We start from the raw sequence: 20127 nt of genomic DNA, 5'->3' as shown, positions 1-20127 counted from the left end.
ACCGCGGCGGCGAACGGCGCGATCTTCGCCTCCGCCAGCGCCCGGACCGTCTCCCGGAGCATCTCGTGCTCCTCCGACGGGCGATACAGATCGAAATCGGTGGATCCGGCCACGCTCATTCACTCCCAGGCTTGCTAACTACCGTTAAGTAACCCAAATGGTAGGGCGTGACAGGGTCCCGATCCAGGCCCCGACTATGCTCGGGCAGGCATTCCGACCGACGCACAACGGAGCCCTGGAGTCCGCATGGCCCTCAAGATCACCGTGATCGGCACCGGCTACCTCGGCGCCACCCACGCCGCGGCCATGGCGGAGCTCGGCTTCGAGGTCCTCGGCCTCGACGTCGTACCCGAGAAGATCGAGCTGCTCGCGGCCGGCCGGGTCCCGATGTACGAGCCGGGCCTGGAGGAACTCCTCGCGCGGCACGTCGTCGGCATCGAGGGCTCCAGCGGGCGGCTGCGGTTCACGACCTCCTGGGAGGAGGTCGGCGCCTTCGGCGACGTCCACTTCGTCTGCGTGAACACCCCGCAGAAGCACGGCGAGTACGCCTGCGACATGAGCTACGTCGACGCCGCCTTCGCCTCGCTGGCCGGTGTGGTGCGCGAGGGCGCGCTCGTCGTCGGCAAGTCGACCGTGCCGGTCGGCTCGGCCGCGCGGCTCGCCGCCGTCCTGCCCGAGGGCGTCGAGCTGGCCTGGAACCCCGAGTTCCTGCGCGAGGGCTTCGCCGTGCAGGACACCCTGCACCCGGACCGGATCGTGGTCGGCGTGCCCACCGGCGCGAGCGGGGAGCGAGCCGAGAAGACGCTGCGCGAGGTGTACGCGGTGCCGGTGGGCGAGGGCTCGCCCTTCGTCGTCACCGACTACCCGACCGCCGAGCTGGTGAAGACCTCCGCCAACTCCTTCCTCGCCACCAAGATCTCCTTCATCAACGCGATGGCGGAGGTCTGCGAGGCGGCCGGCGGCGACGTCGCCAAGCTCGCGGAGGCGATCGGGCACGACGAGCGGATCGGGAGCAAGTTCCTGCGGGCCGGGATCGGCTTCGGCGGTGGCTGCCTGCCGAAGGACATCCGGGCGTTCATGGCCCGGGCCGGCGAGCTGGGCGCCGACCAGGCGCTCACCTTCCTGCGCGAGATCGACTCCATCAACATGCGGCGCCGCGCGTCCATGGTCGAAATGGCCCGCGAGGCGCTCGGCGGGGGCTTCCTCGGCAAGCGGGTGGCCGTGCTCGGCGCCACCTTCAAGCCGGACTCGGACGACGTCCGCGACTCGCCCGCGCTGAACGTGGCCGGCCAGATCCACCTCCAGGGGGGCCAGGTCACCGTCTACGACCCCAAGGGCATGGACAACGCCCGCCGTCTCTTCCCGACGCTCGGGTACGCGGACTCGGCGCTCAACGCGGTGCGGGGGGCGGACGTGGTGCTGCACCTCACCGAGTGGCGCGAGTTCCGCGAGGCGGTCGATCCGGCGGAGCTGGCGGGGGTGGCGGCGTCGCCGGTCATCCTCGACGGGCGCAACGCGCTGGATCCGGTGCGGTGGCGCGAGGCGGGCTGGACCTACCGCGCCATGGGCCGCCCCCGCGCCTGACTCCGCGCCCGCACCCGGTGCGGCCTACCGGGACTCGCACCTGGCCCGCCCCCCGGTGCGGCCTACCGGGCCTCGGCCCGGGCCCGTCCCCCGGTGCGGCCCTGCGGGCCGGTGGGCTGGGGCGACGCCCTCTCCCCGCACCTCCGCGTGGCCTGCGGCCCGCCCGTGTGGGCAATCGTCCCGCTGGGGCGGGACGGGTGGGCACACGGGACGGCGCCCATGCGGGCGCGTTCCGCACCTGCACCTGCCCGCACCACGACGGGGGCCGCGCTGGTGGTGCGGGTCAAAGCACCGGGAGCCTAGGCCCGGCAAAGGGCGCCGTTCCGTTGTGCCCACCCGTTCCGCCCCAGCGGAACGAATGCCCACAACGGAGGTGGCGGAAGGGCACCACCCCAGCAGGGCGCTAACCCGCGACGGAGGGGCGGGAGGGCACTGCCCCAGCAGGGCGCTGGCCCACAACGGAGCGGGGCGAAGGCCCAGCACGGGCGGGCACCGCGCCAGCGGGGCCAAAGCCCTGGCGCGCAGCGCCGGGAGACGGGCGGGCACCGGCCCAGCAGGGCGCTGGCCCACAACGGAGTTGCGGTAGGGCACCGGCACGGCGGGCGGGGCGGGGGGGTCAGGTGGGGCGGGAGGCGCGGGCGCGGAATTCGGTTTCTCGGAGGACCCGCGTCACGTTGCCCTGCGCCAGCGCCGCCAGTTGATCCGGCAGCCACCCCCGGCGCAGAAGCTCGCCGAAGAGCGGGGCGTAACCGGCGGACGGGGACTCCGCGTGGGAGAGGCCGAGGGACCACGGCCCCGCGAGGCCCCGCACCCGGTCCAGGTGGTCGGCCGTGGCGGCCTCGTCCGTGGTGACCGGCACCATGCAGACGCCGCCCTTCTCCCCGAGCAGACGCAGCACGTCGTCCGGCAGGCCGTCCGGGTCCGCGCGGGTCAGCAGGACCGGGGCGCGGCTCACCGCGAGGGCCTGGCGGACGGTGTCCGCGTCGGCGCCGGCGAGGTCCACGAGGAGACCGAGGCGGTTCATCTCCCGTACCGCCTCGCGCGCGAAGCCGTCGAAGCGGGTGAGGCCGACCGCACGGACCCCGAGCGCGTGGTACGCCCGGAGGGTCGCGGGCGAACCGGCGACCGCCGACCAGCTCACCGGACCGAGCAGCACGGCGACCCGGCCGCAGTTGCGCGCGTGCGCCATCTCCGAGGTGGTGTGCGCGAGGCGCAGTTCCTCGGGGAAGGCCGCCACGAGCGCGCGGACCGCGTCGATCCGGCGCAGGGTGCCCAGCACGACGTCGCCGGTGTCCACGCGGAGCGACCAGAACTGCGCTCCCGCCTCCGCGGCCCGTACCGGCGGAAGATCCTCCGGGTCGGGGTCGGGGTCGAGCGGCAGGTCGAGGTCGATCACGCCGGGCGGTTCCGTGTGCCCCTCGACGACCGGCCGCGCGGCGAGCAGGGCCCGCGCGCGGGCCGGCTCGTCGACGGGCCCGGGGCCTTCGGGGGGATCGAGGTCGCCCGCGGCGGCCGGTGCGTCGGCCGCTTCGCCGCCGAGGGCGGGGGCGGGGGCCGTGGTGGTGGGGTCGTCCAGCAGATCTGCCATGGGTGACTCACTCCGTACTCCTGAGGCAGTACGGTTCACCGTCCCACCGGGCCGGGGCGGGGGCGCGGCGGGCTGGGCCGTTCGGGCGACGGGCCGAGGACGGCCGTACGGGCCCCGCGATGCGGCCGACGCGGGGCCCTCGCCCCCCGATGTCCCGTCGGTCGGTTCCCTCGGCGGTCTTACGCGTCGAGGGACGCGATCGTCGCGACGGACGGGCCGCGCAGCGCCTGCTGCTCGCGGGCCACCGCCTCCGCGTCCCGCAGCACCCGCACCGCGTTGGACCAGGTCAGCTTCGCCAGGTCGGCGCGGGACCAGCCGCGGGTGAGGAGCTCCGCGATCAGGTGGGGGTAGCCGGCGACGTCGTCGAGGCCGGCCGGCGTGAACGCGGTGCCGTCGTAGTCGCCGCCGATGCCGATGTGGTCGATGCCGGCGACCTCGCGCATGTGGTCGAGGTGGTCGGCGACCGTGGCGGCCGTCGCGATCGGGCGCGGGTGCTCCGCCTCGAAGGCGCGGTGAAGCCGCATCGCCTCCGGGGTCGTGTCGAGGTGGTCGAAGCCGTGCGCGCGGAGGTTGTCGTCCGCCCGTGCGGTCCACTCGACGGCGGCGGGGAGGATGAACTTCGGCACGAAGGTCGCCATCGCGACGCCGCCGTTGGCGGGCAGCCGCTCCAGGACGTCGTCCGGGATGTTGCGCGGGTGGTCGCACACGGCGCGCGCCGAGGAGTGCGAGAAGATCACCGGCGCGGCCGTGGTGTCCAGCGCGTCCCGCATCGTCGAGGCGGCGACGTGCGACAGGTCGACGAGCATGCCGCAGCGGTTCATCTCGCGGACGACCTCGCGGCCGAAGGCGGTCAGACCGCCGGCCCGGGGCGCGTCGGTGGCCGAGTCCGCCCAGTCGTTGTTGTCGTTGTGGGTGAGCGTCATGTAGCGGACGCCCAGGGTGTGCAGCGCGCGGAGGGTGGCGAGGGAGTTGTTGATCGAGTGGCCGCCCTCGGCGCCCTTGAGGGACGCGATCCGGCCCTCCTCGCGGGCCCGCTCCATGTCGTCGGCGGTCAGCGCGGGCGCGAGGTCGGCGGCGTACCGCACGAGGAGCCGGTCGACGGCGTCGATCTGCTCCAGGGTGGCGCTGACGGCGTTGTCGCCGGTGAGCCGGCAGGGCACGTACACCGACCAGAACTGCGCGCCGACGCCGCCGGCGCGCAGCCGGGCGAGGTCGGTGTGGAGCGTGCCGCGCTGGTCGCGGGCGATGTCGAGCCGGTCGAGGTCGTAGCCGCAGTGCTCGCGCAGCGCCCAGGGCAGGTCGTTGTGACCGTCGGCCACGGGCGCGGAGGCGAGGAGCTCCCTGGCCTCGGCGAGCCGGTCGCCCGCCGCGGCGGGGACGGGAGAGCCCGAGGAGCCAGCCGGGCCGCCGGAGGCCACCTGGCCCACCGAGCCGCCGGAGCCCGCCGGCCCCGAGGAGCCGCCCGCGCCGCCGGAGCCAGCCCCGCCCGCCGAGCCGCCGGAGCCCGCCGGCCCCGAGGAGCCGGCCGGACCGCCGGAGCCCGCCGGACCGCCGGAGCCCGCCGAGCCGCCGGAGGCCACCTGGCCCGCAGGGCCCGCCGAGCCCGTCAGGCCCTCGGAGGCCACTCGGCCCGCCGAGCCCGCCGAGCCCGTCGAGCCCGCCGGGCCCGTCGGGCCCCCGGAGGCGGCTGCCCGGCCCGCCCCCGCCTCTTCCGAGCTCACCGCGCGAACCCGAAGGAGGACGAGCCCTCGACCTTCTGCCGCAGCCGCTTGCCCTTCTCGGTCGCCTGGTCGTTCAGCTCCTGCTGGAAGTCCCGCATGCGGCCGCGCAGTTCGGGGTCGTGCGCCGCGAGGATGCGGGCGGCGAGCAGGCCCGCGTTGCGGGCGCCGGCGACGGAGACCGTGGCGACCGGGACGCCCGCCGGCATCTGCACGATGGACAGCAGCGAGTCCATGCCGTCGAGGTACTTCAGCGGTACGGGGACGCCGATGACGGGCAGCGGGGTCACGGAGGCGAGCATGCCCGGGAGGTGGGCGGCGCCGCCCGCGCCCGCGATGATCGCCTTCAGGCCGCGGCCGTCGGCCTGCTCGCCGTACTCGATCATCTCGCGCGGCATGCGGTGCGCGGAGAGGACGTTGACCTCGTACCCGATCTCGAACTCGTCCAGGGCCTGCGCCGCGGCCTCCATCACGGACCAGTCCGAGTCGGATCCCATCGCGATGCCAATGAGCGGGTTACTCAACGATCGTCCCTCGCAGGTAGTCGGCGGCGTGACGGGCGCGCTCCAGCACGTCGTCGAGGTCGTCGCCGTAGGTGTTGACGTGGCCGACCTTGCGCCCGGGCTTCACGTCCTTGCCGTACATGTGGATCTTGAGCTGCGGGTCCCGGGCCATGCAGTGCAGGTACGCCGTGTACATGTCCGGGTAGTCGCCACCCAGCACATTGCACATCACGGTCCACTTCGCACGCGGGCGCGGGTCGCCGAGCGGAAGGTCGAGGACGGCCCGGACGTGGTTGGCGAACTGCGAGGTGACCGCGCCGTCCTGGGTCCAGTGGCCGGAGTTGTGCGGGCGCATGGCGAGCTCGTTGACGAGGATGCGGCCGTCGCGGGTCTGGAAGAGCTCGACGGCCAGGTGACCGACGACGTCCAGCTCCTTGGCGATGCGAAGCGCCAGCTCCTGCGCCTGGCCGGCGAGCTCGTCGTCGAGGTCGGGCGCGGGCGCGATCACGGTGTCGCAGACGCCGTCGACCTGGCGGGACTCGACCACCGGGTAGGCCACGGCCTGGCCGTGCGGCGAGCGGACGATGTTCGCGGCGAGCTCGCGCGCGAAGTCGACCTTCTCCTCGGCGAGGACCGGCACGCCCGCGCGGAACGGGTCGTGCGCGTCCGCCTCGGAGCGGACGAACCAGACGCCCTTGCCGTCGTAGCCGCCGCGGACCGTCTTCAGGATGATCGGGAAGCCGCCCACCTCGGCGGCGAAGGCCACCGCGTCGGCCGGGTCGGCCACGATGCGGTGGCGCGGGCTGGGCGCGCCGATCTCGTCGAGCCGCGCCCGCATCACCCCCTTGTCCTGGGCGTGCGCGAGGGCCGCGCGGCCGGGCCGGACGACGACGCCGTCCGCCTCCAGGGCCGCCAGGTGCTCCGCGGGCACGTGCTCGTGATCGAAGGTGATCACGTCGCAGCCGCGCGCGAAGTCACGCAGCGTGTCCAGGTCGCGATAGTCGCCGATGACGACATCGCTGACCACCTGGGCCGCCGAGTCCTGCGGGGTGTCACTGAGCAGCTTGAACTTGATGCCGAGGGGGATGCCCGCCTCGTGGGTCATACGGGCGAGCTGACCGCCACCGACCATGCCGACTACCGGAAACGTCACCCTCTTAGGGTATCCGCACAAGTGCCGAACCCTCGTCCGGCTGTGCGTTGTGACAGTGGGAGTGGGCTCGCACACGGATCGCACACGGATCGGGAGCATCTCGGGCGGTCCGGAGGAGCGCTGGTTAGCATGGCTGGGTTGACGCCATCCGGGCGTCGGCCGAACACATCCGGAACGGACGGGGCAGAGCCATCACGATGAGTGAACCCGGCGCGTTGCGCATGCGAGTGGAACGGCTCGTCCGCGAGGTCGCCAAGTTCGGCGTGGTCGGCGGACTGGGCGTCCTGGTGAACCTGGCCGTCTTCAACCTGGTCCGCCATGTCACCGAGCTCCCCGTGGTACGGGCGAGCCTGATCGCCACGGTCGTGGCGATCCTCTTCAACTACGTGGGGTTCCGTTACTTCACGTACCGCGACCGCGACAAGTCCGGCCGCACCAAGGAACTGGCGCTGTTCCTGCTGTTCAGCGTCATCGGCATGGTCATCGAGAACGGTGTGCTCTACACGGCGACGTACGGCTTCGGCTGGGACGGCCCGCTGCAGAGCAACTTCTTCAAGTTCTTCGGCATCGGCGTCGCGACCCTGTTCCGCTTCTGGTCGTACCGGACGTGGGTCTTCAAGGCGCTCCCGGCGAAGGAGGCGGTACAGACCGCCGAATCGTTCCTGGAGCAGACTCCCCGCCAGGCGACCCGTAAGCAGCCCGACCGGGTCTGACCCGGGGCGTCAGCGGACCGGGCGCTCCGCGTCCCGTTCCGTACGGCTCCTGACCTCGCGGCTCAGGAAGAGCGCGAAGACCGGCGGCTGCTGCTGGAGCAGCTCCAGACGGCCGCCGTCGGCCTCCGCGAGGTCCCGGGCGACCGCGAGGCCGATGCCGGTGGAGCTGCGGCCGCTGACCGCCCGCTCGAAGATCCGCGCCCCCAGGTCGGCGGGCACGCCGGGGCCCTCGTCGGTCACCTCGATCACGGACTGGTTGCCGGTCACGCGGGTGCGCAGCGCGACGGTGCCGCCGCCGTGCATGAGCGAGTTCTCGATCAGGGCGGCCAGGACCTGGGCGACCGCGCCGGGGGTGCCGACGGCCCGCATGCCCTGCTTGCCGGAGTGGACGATGGCCCGGCCGGCGCTGCGGTAGGCCGGCCGCCACTCCTCGATCTGCTGCTTGATCACCTCGTCCAGGTCGAAGGCGACGGCGGAGCCGGTGCGCGGGTCGCGCGCGTTGGTCAGGAGCCGCTGGACCACGTCGGTGAGCCGCTCGACCTGCGTGAGCGCGATCGTCGCCTCCTCCTTGACCGTGCGGAGGTCGTCGGCGACGGCGACCTCCTCCAGGCGCATGGACAGCGCGGTGAGGGGCGTACGGAGCTGGTGGGAGGCGTCGGCGGCGAGCCGGCGCTCGGCGGTGAGCATGCGCGCGATCCGCTCGGCGGAGGCGTCGAGCACGTCCGCGACCCGGTCCAGCTCGGGCACCCCGTACCGCTTGTGCCGGGGGCGCGGGTCGCCGGAGCCGAGCCGCTCGGCGGTCTCGGCGAGGTCGGTGAGCGGGGAGGCCAGCTTGTTGGCCTGCCGTACGGCGAGCAGGACGGCGGCCACGACGGCGAGCAGGGCCACGGCGCCGATGATCAGGAGCGTACGGCCGACCTCGGCGGTGACGACGGAGCGGGACTCCTCGACGATCACCGTCTCGCCGCGCTCGCCCTCCGCGATTCCCCGGATGACGTCTCCGGTGGGGCGGGTGCCGATCTCGATGGAGGGGCGGCCGGGGATGCGGATCTCCGCGAAGCGCTTGGCGCCGCTCTGGTCGGCCAGGATGTCCGGGTTCACCGGCTCGCCGCCGATCAGCCGGCTGTCCACGATGGAAACGATCCGCAGCGCCTCCGAGTCCACGCTCTCCTGGGCGCTGGTGGAGATCGTGCGGGTCTCGACGATCACGAGCGAGACGCCGAAGACGGCGATGACGACGAGGACCACGGCGAGCGTGGAGCTGATCAGACGGCGGCGCACGGATCCTCCGGGGCGGGGCGGCTGGGTGCTAGCTCTTCTCGAAGCGGAAGCCGACGCCGCGGACGGTGGCGATGTAGCGGGGGTTCGCCGCGTCGTCGCCGAGCTTCTTGCGCAGCCAGGAGATGTGCATGTCGAGGGTCTTGGTGGAGGACCACCAGGTGGTGTCCCAGACCTCGCGCATGAGCTGGTCGCGGGTGACGACCCGGCCCGCGTCGCGGACCAGCACGCGCAGCAGGTCGAACTCCTTGGCCGTGAGCTGGAGCTCCTCCTCGCCCATCCAGGCGCGGTGCGACTCGACGTCGATCCGCACGCCGTGGGTGGTGGGAGGGACGGCGGGCTCGGTCGCGCCGCGCCGCAGCAGGGCCCGGACGCGGGCGAGGAGCTCGGCGAGGCGGAAGGGCTTGGTGACGTAGTCGTCGGCGCCCGCGTCGAGGCCCACGACGGTGTCGACCTCGTCGGCGCGGGCGGTGAGCACCAGGATCGGCACCGTGTGGCCGTCGGCGCGCAGCCGCCGGGCGACCTCCAGGCCGTCCATGCCGGGCAGGCCGAGGTCGAGCACGACCAGGTCGATCCCGCCCTGCAGTCCGGCGTCGAGAGCGGTGGGACCGTCCTCCCGCACCTCGACCTCGTATCCCTCCCGCCGCAGGGCGCGGGCCAGCGGTTCCGAGATGGAGGCGTCGTCCTCGGCGAGCAGTACACGGGTCATGAGGCGATGGTAGTCCGCACGGCGGCGGCGCCGGGGCATGATCCACAGGGCCGGGCGCCCGGCGCGGACGCGGCGGTCGCGCGGCGGTCGACGGGCGGCCACCTCATGATCGCCGGACGGTGACCGGACGGTCGCCGGATGATCACAGCACGATCACCGGGCGCCCGCACCGCCTCCGGAAGGTGGCGCGTAACCTCGATACGACCTTCGAATGAAGGAAGTTGGTTCCGGCCCCGCCTGTGATCCATCTCTCAAGTCCTTCCATATCCGGCACTGTCGTGTCGTATGGTGTCGAGAGTTCTGTTGCGGTAATCGGGGACCTTTGGCCGTGTTCGACGCGCCAAGGGTCTCTTTTCTGCACGAGACCGCCCTCGGCAGTCTTGAGGACGGTGAATGACCTGTGGGCCGGGTCCTACGGCGCGAGACGCGTCAGGGCGTGGATCCCGGAGGAGCGCGACCGCTCTCCCCCGGTGCCGGCCTCCCCCACCGGGCGCAATCCGCTCACGAAGCGAGGCGTCCCGACAGAGCAAGGATCGACATGGCGTCCAGCCTGACGACGGCTTCCTCCGGAACCCCCGGTTCCGAGAAGACGTTCTTCGGCCACCCTCGGGGCCTGGCCACTCTCTTCATGACCGAGATGTGGGAGCGCTTCTCCTGGTACGGGATGCGCGCCATCCTGGTGCTCTACCTGGTCGCCGCCGTTCTCGACGGCCCCCTGGAGGAGCGCGAGGCGCTGGCCGCCTCCATCTACGGCGTGTACAACGCGGTCGTCTACATGGCCGCGATGCCGGGCGGCTGGGTCGCCGACCGCCTGTGGGGCGCGCGCAAGGCCGTCCTCGTCGGCGGCATCGTCATCGCCGCGGGCCACTTCACCCTCGCCATCCCCTCGGACGCGGCGTTCTTCGCGGGCCTCGCGCTCATCGCCGCCGGTACGGGTCTGCTGAAGCCGAACATCTCGGCCATGGTCGGCGGCCTGTACGAGGGGCAGCCGAGCGCCCGCCGCGACGCCGGCTTCACGCTCTTCTACATGTCGATCAACATCGGCGGCATGGTCGCGCCGCTGGTCGTCGGCTACCTCGGCGAGAACGTCAACTGGCACCTCGGCTTCGCCGTCGCCGGCATCGGCATGACGCTCGCCGTCGTCCAGTACGTCCTGGGCTCCCGCCACCTCGGTGACGTCGGCAAGGAGCCGGGCACCCCGGCGACGCCCGAGGAGAAGCGCAACGCGCTGCGCAAGGTCCTGCTGTGGGGCGGCCTGGCCGTCGCCGCACTCGCCGTCGACATCGTGCTCGGCACGTACGACATCGAGCACATCGTGAACGTCCTCGCGATCCTCGGCATCGTCGTGCCGGTCATCTACTTCGTCGCGATGTACCGCAACCCGGCGCTGACCGCCGACGACAAGCCCAAGATCAAGGCGTTCGCGTGGTTCTTCGCCACCGCCGTCCTGTTCTGGATGATCTACGACCAGTCGGGCTCGCTGCTCACGCTCTTCGCCGACGGCAAGACCGACCGCATGATCGGCGGCTGGGAGTTCCCGGCCTCCTGGTACCAGTCGGTGAACCCGATGATGGTCATCGTCCTGGCGCCGGTCTTCGCGGCCCTGTGGGTCAAGCTGGCCAAGCGGAACCGCGAGCCCAGCACCCCCATGAAGTTCGCCCTCGCGATGCTGCTCATCGGCGGCTCGTTCGCCATCATGGGCCTCGCGGGCGCCGCCGCGGCCAACAGCGAGACCGGCAAGGTCACCGTCTTCTGGCTGCTGAGCGTCTACCTCGTCCAGACCATCGGTGAGATGTGCCTGTCCCCGGTCGGTCTGTCCCTGTCGACGAAGCTCGCCCCCAAGCAGTTCGTCGGCCAGATCATGGGCCTGTGGTTCCTCGCCACCGCGACGGGCAACGCCCTGAACGGCTGGACCACCAAGCTCAACGAGCCGCTGGGCGACGCGCTGTACTACTCGCTGTGGGCCGTCGTGGCGGTCGCGGCGGGACTCACCTTCATGATGGCGGGCAAGAAGATCCGCGCGCTCATGGGCGACGTCCGCTGAGGTCCTGACGGACCGTCGGCGTCGACGACACCGTGTGAAGGGCCTGGCCCGGCACCCCTCTCGGGTGCCGGGCCAGGCCCTTCGTCATGCCCGCGCCTCACCGAGTACGGCGCCCCAGGCGGCCCCACGGGGTGAAGGTGAAGACGGCACCGCCGAGCAGGATCACCGTGCCCGCGACCAGGGCGAGGGCACGCAGGGCGCCGTCGTCGCCCGCTCCGGTGTCGGCGAGGCCGCCGCCGGAGCCGCCGCCTGCGCCGCTGCCGCCGGAGGTGGAGGAGCCGCCGGAGGTGCCTCCGGAGGCGCCGCCCTCCTGCTTGCCGGTGTCCAGGGTGAGGGAGGCCCGGACGGAGCCCTTGACCTCGCAGGGGATCACGATGGGCGAGCCGCCGAGCGACACCGTGATGGTCAGCTTCCCGGGGCTGAGCGTGGACTTCCCCGTCGCCCCCGGCTTGTACGTGCCCTTCATGTCGGGCAGGTCGACGGGCTTGCCCGCCTCCAGGGGAGCCGGATTGCCGGGCCCGGTGACCTTCACGCTGCCGGAGTCGGCGCCGCCGAGCTTCACGTCCATGGAGGGCTTCAGGGCTCCGGCGGGAAGCGCGGCCGGGCTGTTCATGACGCCCTTGGCGGTCTTGACGGTGAGGTCGTAGGAGCCGCCGTTCTTCTTGGCGTCGATGGTCACCTTGGAGTTGATGGAGGCGGGCCCGGGGGCCTGACAGGCGAAGGTGACGGCCACCTGCGTACCGCGGAAGTCGGTCTGTCCGCCGCCTCCGCCGGAGGTGGAGCCGCCGGACGCGGTGCTGCCGCCGGAGGTCGTGGTGCCTCCTGACGTACTCGTACCGCCGGAGGTCGTGGTGCCACCGGAGGTCGTCGTACCGCCCGACGTACTCGTACCGCCGCCGCTGCCGCCTCCGCCCTCCGTGACCTTGATCGTGGCGCCGACCGCGACCGTCTCCTTCGGGGAGCACTTCGTGTCCGTCGACATCGGCTTGGACACGTTGATGTTGTACTTGTCCGGCGTCAGCGTGATCTCGCCCGCCTTCTCCAGCTTCAGCTTGCCCTTCATGTCCGGCAGGACCATCGGGCTGTTCTTCGGGATCGGCGGGTTCTGCCGCGGGCCCTCCATCGCCAGCGTGCCGCTCGCCGCGCCGCCGAGCCTGATGACACCGGTGGGCTTCACCGTGTCCTTCTCCAGGTCGAGGACGTCCGGGTTCTTGGACGCGGCCTCGACCGTCTTCCAGACCACCTCGACCTCGTCGCCGACCTTGGCCTCCGTGGGCGCGGTGATCAGCACCTTGGTGGTGCCCTGCACCGGCGGCATGCCGGAGATGGCGGGCGGGATGCACTCGGTCCTGTACGCGACCTCGGCGGCCAGGGCGGGGCTCGCGGACAGCAGGATCCCCGCGCCGCCGAGCATCAGCGCGATCCCGGCCGCGCTCATCCTCCGTTGCGTGCTCACGACATTCCCTTCGTCGTCGGGCTGTTCTCTGACGGTGCGGAGTCGGTGGTGAACCACGGCAGGACCGCGGTCGGTTCGTCGGGTGCCGGCCCGGGCGTGGGTGTGGGTCCGGGTGTGGGGCCGGGTGTGGGCACGAGGGCCCGGCGCGGGCGGCGGCGACCGGCGGCGGTCCCGGGTGCGACCCGGTCGACGACCGCCATGCCGATACGGAAGAGGGCGGCCGGAACGACGACCGCGAGCAGCACCCAGAAGAGCGTCACGCCCCACGGCCTGCCGACGCCCCAGGGCTGCTCCACCAGGACCTTCCCGCCGTACCGCACGGACACCTGGTAGTCGCCGTGGGCGCCCGCCGCGAGCTCGACGGGGAGCCGCACCAGGGCCTTGCGGCCCGGCTCGATCGTGCCGCGCCACTGGCGTTCCTCGTACTGCGGCGCGAACACGCCGTGGCTGGTGCCCACCTCGAAGACGGGGTCCTTCACCGGGTTCTGGCCGAGGTTGCCGACGGTGACGACGATCTCGCGGCGGGCGGGCGCCCCGAACCAGACGAGGACGCCGCTGGAGCCTTCCAGTCGGGCCGAGGCGAGCACGGCGAGCCGGCCGGCCGCCGAGGACTCCGGCAGCGGGGCGGTCGGATGCCCGGCGACGGTGAACGCGACGTCGACGACGTCCTGTTGGCCGGTGACGCCGGCCACGTGGATCACGCAGGGGCAGGGTTCGGGCGGTTCGGCGACCGGCAGCTTCAGGCTGAAGGCGCCCTTGGCGTCGACGGTGGCGGCGCGGCCGTCGGTGTTGGCGCAGGAGTTGGTGCCGCCGATGACGCCCTTGCCGGGCGCGGCCTGCCCGCAGACCAGCAGCATGAGCAGGGCGCCGGGCTTCCAGCCGGAGCCGCTGACGGTGATCTCGCCGCCCTTGCCGCCCTCGCTCCGCGACAGCGCCACCGTGGGGCCCGTCTCGGCGGCGGCCGGGGCGGCGGGCAGCACCAGGAGGAGCGGTACGGCGAGGAGCGGTACGGCGAGGAGCAGGACGGTGAGCAGCGCGCCCGCCGCCGTACGCAGGTGCGTCATCGCTTCCTCCGGATCGCGTACGTGGCCGCGCCCGCCGCCGCGAGGAGGGCGGCCGCGGCGGCGCCGAGGCCCGCCGGCGAGGCGAAGGCGGCGTCGGCCCGGGCGGTCGCGGCCGTGGCGCCGGGGGCGCCGGCCGTGAGGTGGACGGTGACCGCGTCGAAGGCGGGCGGGTCGGGCCAGGGCTCCGTGCGGGTGGCGCGCTCGCCGGGGCGCAGCACGAGGGGCAGGGCGCGTTCGGGGCGGTCCAGGACCGTGCCGAGCACCCCCTCGGCGCGCACGGCGAGGCGGGGGGCGAGGACGGTGTTGCCGCGGTTGACGAGGGTGTAGCGCAGGGTGCCGGAGCGGTCGACGCGGACGTCCTCGACGGTGAGCGCGGCGAGCCGCGGCCCGCTGACCCTCAGGTGGAGCGCCACGTCCGTCTCGCGTCCGGCGGCGCCGACCCGTACGGAGCCGCGGTGATCGCCCGGCGGGGTGTCGGGGCCCACGGTGACGGCGAAGGGCACGTCGGCGCGGGTCCTGGCGGGCACGGTCACCGTCGGGGCGGCGAAGGCGACGGGCGCGCCGCCCCGGCCGCTGAGCCGTACGGTGAGGGGCCGCGTGCCGGGGTTGGTGACGGACAGGGTGTCCTGGAGGACGCTCCCCGGGGCGCCCTCCAGGTACACGTACGGGCGCCCGGCGGCGGGCGCGGCCGTCCAGGAGGGTGCGGGCGCGGCGGCGTACGCGGGGGCGGGCGTCCGGGCGTGGGTGTGGGCGTACGCGGCGGCGTACGCGGCGGCGCGGGTCTGGGCGTGCGCCGGGGACACGGTCGCCAAGGCCCCCGGCCCCACCAAGGCCGCCGCCAGGAGCGCGGCGCAGGCGGCGGTCCCGCGCCCGGACCGGGCCCCCCGCATCAGCGTGCCGTGGGCCGGGACGTGCGGCGGGTGAGCCAGAGCACTCCGGCCGCGCCGGTCAGCAGCACGGTGCCGCCGAGGGTGGCGAGCGCGGGGGCCGCGTCGAGGGGGCCGGTCTTCGGCAGTTCGCCGCCGCCCGATCCCGTACCGCCCGAGGAGCCGCCGGAGTCACCGGAGCCGCCGCCGGAACCGCCGGACGACGCCGCGGTCACGTCCAGTTCGAGCGAGGGCCTGGGGTTGTTGGTGGGTTTGCAGACGGCCGCGTCCATGCCGAGCGCGTGGACGGTGAGCGTGCCGGCCGTGAAGGTGACCTTGCCGGACTTCTCCGGGGTGTAGGTGCCGGTCAACCGCCCGATCTTGATGGGGGTGTTCGCGGGGATGAGCGCCGCGTTCGGCACGCCCTTGACCTGCAACCTGCCGCTCGCCGCGCCGCCGAGGACGAGTTCGGCGCGCGGGGTCATGACCCCTTTGGGCAGGTCGACGGGGCTGTCGGAGACGCCCTTCTCGAAGGACATCGTGATCGTGTACGAGCCCGAGCCGCCGTTCTCGACGGCCTTGATGTCGACGGGCGAGACGGCGCTCTTGGGGCCGATCTTGGTCTCGCAGGCGTAGTTCACGTCGACGACGGCGGCCTGGGCGACCGGGGCGGCGAACAGCAGGACGGCGGCCGAGCCCGTCACCACCGCCGTGGCCACCGCCGTCGCGGTCGCGGTCGCCGTCGCGGACGCGGACGCGGTCGCGGTCGCGGTCAGCGCATGGGCTGTTCTCCTCCGGTACGGCACGTCGAGCACCCCTCACCGCAAAGTCCTGACGGTCTTTCAGATTGGCCGTCAAGGTACGCCCGAGGCGTGATGGAGGGAAGAGAGAGGGTTGTGAAAGTCCTAGGCGGGTGCGGCGACTTCGGCCCAGACCGTCTTTCCGGCGGCGCCCGGCGACCGGTCGATGCCCCAGTCGCGGCAGAGCCGCTGCACGATGAACATGCCGTGTCCGCCCGGCCGTCCGGCCCGGTGCGGGGTGCGCGGGGCGGGCTGGCCCGCGCCGCGGTCCGCGACCTCCAGGCGCAGGCCCCCGTCGAGGCGCAGCACGCGCAGGCTCTCCGGGCCCTCGGCGTGCAGGCAGGCGTTGGTCACGAGTTCGGAGACGACGAGCAGGACGTCCTCGGCGGCGGCCCGGCGGTCGGCGGTCGCCGCGGGCAGCCAGCCCCAGTCGTAGAGCGCCTGCCGGGTGAAGTCGCGGGCGAGCGGAACGGTGCCGCTGGCCGCCCCGAGCGCGAGGGTGCGGACGTCGGCATCGCCGGAGGCAGTCTCCATCAGCGCTTCTTCACCTCACCGGTTCAACCGATTGACGGGTAACGGACGACAGGGGCGGACGAGCGGGGCGGGTCCGGGCGGGGCGGGTTCCGCGGCGGGCCCGGGGACGGGCCGCGGAGTGGACCACGGGGTGGAGCGTGGAGCGGGCGGGGGGTCGACTCACTCGGCTCGGCCGGGAAGCGCCGAGTCGAGCGAGTCGTGGACCGTGAAGACGGCGTCCGCCCCGGTGATCTCGAAGACTCTCGCCACCGGGGGCCGCATCGCCACCAGGTGGACCCCGCCGCCGGCGGCCTCGGCCCGCAGCCGGGCTCCGAGCAGGACGTTGAGCCCCGTCGAGTCGCAGAACTCGAGCTGTGAGCAGTCGAGTACGAGGCGTGTCCGACCCTCATCGAGCGCGCGGTCGAGTGGCGCACGCAACAGTTCGGCGGTGTGGTGATCGAGCTCACCCACCGGGGTGAGCACCTCGCTCGCTCCCACGGTGCGGACGTCGACCCGGAACCGCTCGGGTGCGCTGCCGATGTGCTGCCGGTACATGCCCTGAACCATACAAGCGCTCGGGTGTCCGCCGCACACAAGCTCCACCCCATATCTCACCAAACGGGACAATTGCCACTTGCAACCATCGGGGAAGAACCGATAGGGCTAGGAAGGACACATTCCCCATGCCGGCTTCGGAGGCGCCGCAAACCGCAGCGAGACATTCACGATGGAGGAGACCATGTCACCCCGGCTCGACGTACCGGATCTCGTGGAACTGCCGACGATCCCGCCCGTCGACGAGATCGCGCCGCAGGATGCGCGCGCCCTCTCGAAGACCCTCTTCGCCCGCCTGGGCGACCTCGAGGAGGGCACCCACGAGTACGCGTACGTCCGCAACACCCTGATCGAACTCAACCTGGCGCTCGTCAAGTTCGCCGCCTCCCGCTTCCGCACCCGAAGCGAGCCCATGGAGGACATCGTCCAGGTCGGCACCATCGGCCTCATCAAGGCGATCGACCGCTTCGAACTGGCCCGCGGCGTCGAGTTCCCCACCTTCGCGATGCCGACCATCATCGGCGAGATCAAGCGCTTCTTCCGCGACACCTCGTGGTCGGTGCACGTTCCGCGCAGGCTCCAGGAACTCCGCCTCGACCTCGCCAAGGCCGGCGACGAGCTCGCCCAGAAGCTCGACCGCGCCCCCACCGTCGAGGAGCTCGCCCGCGAACTGGGCATCGGCACCGACGAGGTCGTCGAGGGCATGGCCGCCGCCAACGCGTACACCGCGAGCTCGCTGGACGCGCCGCCCGAGGAGTCCGAGACCGACGGCGCCACCCTCGCCGACCGGCTGGGCTACGAGGACCACGGGCTGGAGGGCATCGAGTACATCGAGTCCCTCAAGCCGATGATCGCCTCGCTGCCGGCGCGCGAACGCCGCATCCTCTCGCTGCGCTTCACCGCTGGGCTCACCCAGTCGGAGATCGGTGAGGAGCTCGGCATCTCGCAGATGCACGTGTCCCGCCTGCTGTCCCGGACGCTGACGCGGCTGCGCAAGGGCCTCACGGTCGAGGAGTGACGTCCCTCACGGGCGCGCGCGTACAGTGGGCGCCCGTGAGCGAGGGAGAGCCGATCGGGCCGACACCGGTGGAGCTGATCGGGCGGGGGCGGTCCGCCGACGTGTACGCGCTGGCCGGCCCCGACGAGGGGCGGGTGCTGCGCCGGTACCGCGACGGCGGCGACGCCGGCCGGGAGGCCGCGCTCATGCGGGACCTCGCGGCGGCCGGCTATCCGGTCCCGCGCGTCGCCCGTGCCGAGGGCCCCGACCTGGTGATGGAGCGGCTGAGCGGACCGACCCTCCTGGACGCGGCCGTCGCCGGGACGGTCACCCCCGAGACGGCGGGCGTCCTGCTCGCCGACCTCCTGAGGCGGCTCCACACCACGCCCTGGATCCACCTGGACCTCCACCCCGGCAACGTCGTCCTCGCACCGGCCGGCCCCGTCGTCATCGACTGGCGCACGGCCCGCGAGGGCCCCGCGGGCCTCGACCGCGCGATGAGCGCGCTCCTGCTCGCCGAGGCGGCCCTCTCCCCCGCCCCCTACGCCCCGGGCGCCCACACCGCCCTCACCACCCTCCTCCACCACCTCCCCGCCCCCGTCACCCCCCACCTCCCCGAGGCCACCACCCTCCGCACCTCGGACCCCCACCCCTCGACCCCGGAACGCGCGGCGGTGACAACGGCCGCCGCGCTGGTGAAGGAGCTGGCGGCATAGCGGGGTGCCCTGCTCGGCCGCGCCTGGCAGCCCGCCTGCTCCTCGCCGAGGACGCGGCTCCCGTATCTCCCTGGACGGGACGCGTAGGCGCTCCGAGAATCACCCCATGAGCCATCGACGCGCGCGGGCGGCCGGGCCGCTCGGCTTTCGGTAGCGCGCCGGGAGAGTCCCGGCGGTCGCCGTCGACGGAGCCTTCATGTCACGCACCGCCCATCACGTCCCCCCGTCCCACGCCCGCGCCGCGGACGAGTCCCGTCGTCCCGGGGCTCCTTGGCATGCCGTGGTGCTCCGGGGGCTCCGCTATGACGCGGCCTGCCTCGACGCCGCGCGCCGGGAGGGCCGCAGGGCCGTGCCGCGGGCGGTACGGCGGCGGGTCGAGGTGTACGCGCCGGCACGGCACCACCGGGATCCCTCCGTCGCCCGGTGGGCGCGGGCGGGCGAGCGTCGGGCGCGCCGGGAGCTGCGGTGGCGGGTCGGTGGGCTCCGGCGCCTGGTGAACTCCCCCGCCGGGCCCCTCCACGCGTACGCGTCGGACACGGTGGACGTGCCGCCGGCGCGGCACCGGCGCGGGGCGCTGTGGCTGGCGTAGGGAGCGGCGGTTCAGACCGTGCGGACGCCCTTCCGCCAGACCTCCGCGACCAGCGGCACGCCCGGGCGGTAGGCCAGGTGGACGTGGGACGGGGCGTCGAGGACGGCGAGGTCCGCGCGGGCGCCGGGGACGAGGCGGCCGATGTCGGTGCGGCGCAGGGCCGCCGCGCCGCCGGCGGTGGCGGACCAGAGGGCCTCGTCGGGGGTCATCCGCATGTCGCGGACGGCGAGGGCGATACAGAAGGGGACGGAGGAGGTGAAGGAGGAGCCGGGGTTGCAGTCGGTGGACAGGGCGACCGTCACACCGGCGTCCAGCAGGCGGCGCGCGTCCGGCCACTCGGCGCGCGTGGAGAACTCGGCGCCCGGCAGCAGCGTCGCCACCGTGTTCCCCGAGGCCAGCGCGTCGACGTCGGCGTCCGTCAGGTGGGTGCAGTGGTCGGCGCTCGCCGCGTCCAGTTCGACCGCGAGCTGGACGCCGGGCCCGTACGAGAGCTGGTTGGCGTGGATCCTCGGGTGGAGGCCCCTGGCCTTGCCGGCGGTGAGGATCGCGCGGGCCTGGTCGCCGTCGAAGGCGCCCTTCTCGCAGAAGACGTCGATCCAACGGGCGTACGGCGCGCAGGCGTCCAGCATCTCGCCGGTGACCAGGGCGACGTACGCGGCCGGGTCGTCGGCGTAGTCCGGGGAGACGATGTGCGCGCCGAGGTACGTGACCTCGTCCGTGTGCTCGGCGGCGATGCGCAGGGCGCGGGCCTCGTCCTCGACGGTGAGGCCGTAGCCGGACTTGGTCTCGAAGGTCGTGGTGCCCTGGCGCAGGGCCTCGCGTAGATAGCGGACGACGTTCGCGGACAGTTCGGCGTCGGTCGCGGCGCGGGTCGCCGCGACCGTCGTGCGGATCCCGCCCGCCGCGTACGCCTGGCCGGACATCCGGGCGTTGAACTCGGCCGTGCGGTCGCCCGCGAAGACGAGGTGCGAGTGGGAGTCGACGAAGCCGGGGATCACCGCGCGGCCCGCCGCGTCGACCCGGTTGTCAGTGGCGGGTGCTTTGCTGGTCTCACCGATCCAGACGACCCGGTCGCCCTCGATGACGACGGCCGCGTCCTGGATCAGGCCCAGGGGGGTTCCATCACCGAGGGAGGGATCGTTGGTGACGAGGCTGGCGATGTTGACGATGGCGGTGGCGGTCTTCGCCACCGCGCTGTTCGCGCTCGTGGGGGCGGAGGTCGCCGCCGGGGTGTTCGTCGCCGCGGGACTGGTGTCCATGGTGAGGGGTGTCTCCTTCAGC

General features: G+C 73.3%; 19 protein-coding genes. 6 read left to right on the top strand and 13 right to left on the bottom strand.

Features of this window, described 5'->3' with window-relative positions; translation table 11 throughout:
- The first annotated feature begins 246 nt into the window (after window positions 1-246).
- The gene (locus ABZ135_RS11880; protein ID WP_356694422.1) at window positions 247-1584 is read left to right on the top strand and encodes a UDP-glucose/GDP-mannose dehydrogenase family protein; all 1338 of its coding nucleotides are present in this window, start codon (window positions 247-249) and stop codon (window positions 1582-1584) included.
- A 616-nt stretch (window positions 1585-2200) separates the two neighbouring features.
- Here the strand turns inward: ABZ135_RS11880 and ABZ135_RS11875 are convergent.
- The 4 genes from ABZ135_RS11875 to ABZ135_RS11860 form a co-directional block, all read right to left on the bottom strand.
- Window positions 2201-3172, bottom strand: a complete 972-nt coding sequence (locus tag ABZ135_RS11875; protein WP_356694420.1) for a membrane dipeptidase — start codon at window positions 3170-3172, stop codon at window positions 2201-2203.
- A 179-nt stretch (window positions 3173-3351) separates the two neighbouring features.
- On the bottom strand, window positions 3352-4590 hold the full coding sequence (locus ABZ135_RS11870; protein WP_356694450.1) for a dipeptidase: 1239 nt from the start codon (window positions 4588-4590) through the stop codon (window positions 3352-3354).
- 299 nt (window positions 4591-4889) lie between these two features.
- Window positions 4890-5387, bottom strand: coding sequence for a 5-(carboxyamino)imidazole ribonucleotide mutase (gene purE, locus ABZ135_RS11865; RefSeq protein WP_356694448.1), 498 nt, complete (start codon window positions 5385-5387; stop codon window positions 4890-4892).
- Between the two features lie 19 nt (window positions 5388-5406).
- Window positions 5407-6546, bottom strand: a complete 1140-nt coding sequence (locus tag ABZ135_RS11860) for a 5-(carboxyamino)imidazole ribonucleotide synthase (protein WP_356694418.1) — start codon at window positions 6544-6546, stop codon at window positions 5407-5409.
- Window positions 6547-6743: 197 nt separating this feature from the next.
- On the opposite strand from ABZ135_RS11860, the gene ABZ135_RS11855 reads away from it, so the two are divergent.
- Window positions 6744-7259, top strand: a complete 516-nt coding sequence (locus tag ABZ135_RS11855) for a GtrA family protein (RefSeq protein ID WP_356694416.1) — start codon at window positions 6744-6746, stop codon at window positions 7257-7259.
- 9 nt (window positions 7260-7268) lie between these two features.
- Here ABZ135_RS11855 and ABZ135_RS11850 read toward each other — a convergent pair whose 3' ends face one another.
- Complete coding sequence (locus ABZ135_RS11850; RefSeq protein WP_356694414.1) at window positions 7269-8540, bottom strand: ATP-binding protein; 1272 nt, start codon at window positions 8538-8540, stop codon at window positions 7269-7271.
- Window positions 8541-8568: 28 nt separating this feature from the next.
- Entirely contained in the window at window positions 8569-9246 is a 678-nt protein-coding gene (locus ABZ135_RS11845; protein WP_345487732.1) for a response regulator transcription factor, read from the bottom strand.
- 538 nt (window positions 9247-9784) lie between these two features.
- Between ABZ135_RS11845 and ABZ135_RS11840 the strand changes: the two genes are divergently transcribed.
- A complete protein-coding gene (locus ABZ135_RS11840) occupies window positions 9785-11290 on the top strand; it encodes a peptide MFS transporter (RefSeq protein ID WP_356694412.1) in 1506 nt (501 codons plus the stop codon).
- Window positions 11291-11387: 97 nt separating this feature from the next.
- Here the strand turns inward: ABZ135_RS11840 and ABZ135_RS11835 are convergent, their stop codons facing one another.
- The 6 genes from ABZ135_RS11835 to ABZ135_RS11810 form a co-directional block, all read right to left on the bottom strand.
- On the bottom strand, window positions 11388-12728 hold the full coding sequence (locus ABZ135_RS11835) for a hypothetical protein (protein WP_356694446.1): 1341 nt from the start codon (window positions 12726-12728) through the stop codon (window positions 11388-11390).
- A 14-nt stretch (window positions 12729-12742) separates the two neighbouring features.
- The gene (locus tag ABZ135_RS11830; RefSeq protein WP_356694410.1) at window positions 12743-13810 is read right to left on the bottom strand and encodes a hypothetical protein; all 1068 of its coding nucleotides are present in this window, start codon (window positions 13808-13810) and stop codon (window positions 12743-12745) included.
- Window positions 13807-14613, bottom strand: coding sequence for a hypothetical protein (locus tag ABZ135_RS11825; protein WP_356694444.1), 807 nt, complete (start codon window positions 14611-14613; stop codon window positions 13807-13809). The genes ABZ135_RS11830 and ABZ135_RS11825 overlap by 4 nt, the downstream gene beginning before the upstream one ends.
- 86 nt (window positions 14614-14699) lie before the next feature.
- Window positions 14700-15395, bottom strand: coding sequence for a peptidase (locus ABZ135_RS11820; protein WP_356694442.1), 696 nt, complete (start codon window positions 15393-15395; stop codon window positions 14700-14702).
- A 186-nt stretch (window positions 15396-15581) separates the two neighbouring features.
- A complete protein-coding gene (locus tag ABZ135_RS11815) occupies window positions 15582-16010 on the bottom strand; it encodes an ATP-binding protein (RefSeq protein WP_356694408.1) in 429 nt (142 codons plus the stop codon).
- Window positions 16011-16169: 159 nt separating this feature from the next.
- Window positions 16170-16544 (bottom strand): STAS domain-containing protein, encoded by a 375-nt coding sequence (locus tag ABZ135_RS11810; protein ID WP_356694406.1) that lies wholly within the window; start codon window positions 16542-16544, stop codon window positions 16170-16172.
- A 184-nt stretch (window positions 16545-16728) separates the two neighbouring features.
- Here ABZ135_RS11810 and ABZ135_RS11805 point away from each other — a divergent pair, with 184 nt between their 5' ends.
- From ABZ135_RS11805 to ABZ135_RS11795, 3 genes are all read left to right on the top strand, one after another.
- Window positions 16729-17562, top strand: a complete 834-nt coding sequence (locus ABZ135_RS11805; protein ID WP_356694404.1) for an RNA polymerase sigma factor SigF — start codon at window positions 16729-16731, stop codon at window positions 17560-17562.
- Window positions 17563-17597: 35 nt separating this feature from the next.
- The gene (locus tag ABZ135_RS11800) at window positions 17598-18257 is read left to right on the top strand and encodes a phosphotransferase (RefSeq protein ID WP_356694402.1); all 660 of its coding nucleotides are present in this window, start codon (window positions 17598-17600) and stop codon (window positions 18255-18257) included.
- A 196-nt stretch (window positions 18258-18453) separates the two neighbouring features.
- Entirely contained in the window at window positions 18454-18846 is a 393-nt protein-coding gene (locus ABZ135_RS11795; RefSeq protein ID WP_356694400.1) for a hypothetical protein, read from the top strand.
- 11 nt (window positions 18847-18857) lie between these two features.
- On the opposite strand, the gene hutI is transcribed toward ABZ135_RS11795, so the two are convergent.
- Complete coding sequence (gene hutI / locus ABZ135_RS11790; protein ID WP_356694398.1) at window positions 18858-20105, bottom strand: imidazolonepropionase; 1248 nt, start codon at window positions 20103-20105, stop codon at window positions 18858-18860.
- Window positions 20106-20127 lie beyond the last annotated feature (22 nt).

The sequence above is a fragment of the Streptomyces sp. NPDC006339 genome, from assembly GCF_040612775.1.
In the GTDB taxonomy this organism is placed as follows: Bacteria; Actinomycetota; Actinomycetes; order Streptomycetales; family Streptomycetaceae; genus Streptomyces.
The sequence above is the reverse complement of the archived record's forward strand: the minus strand, read 5'-3'. Positions and strand labels throughout refer to the sequence as shown.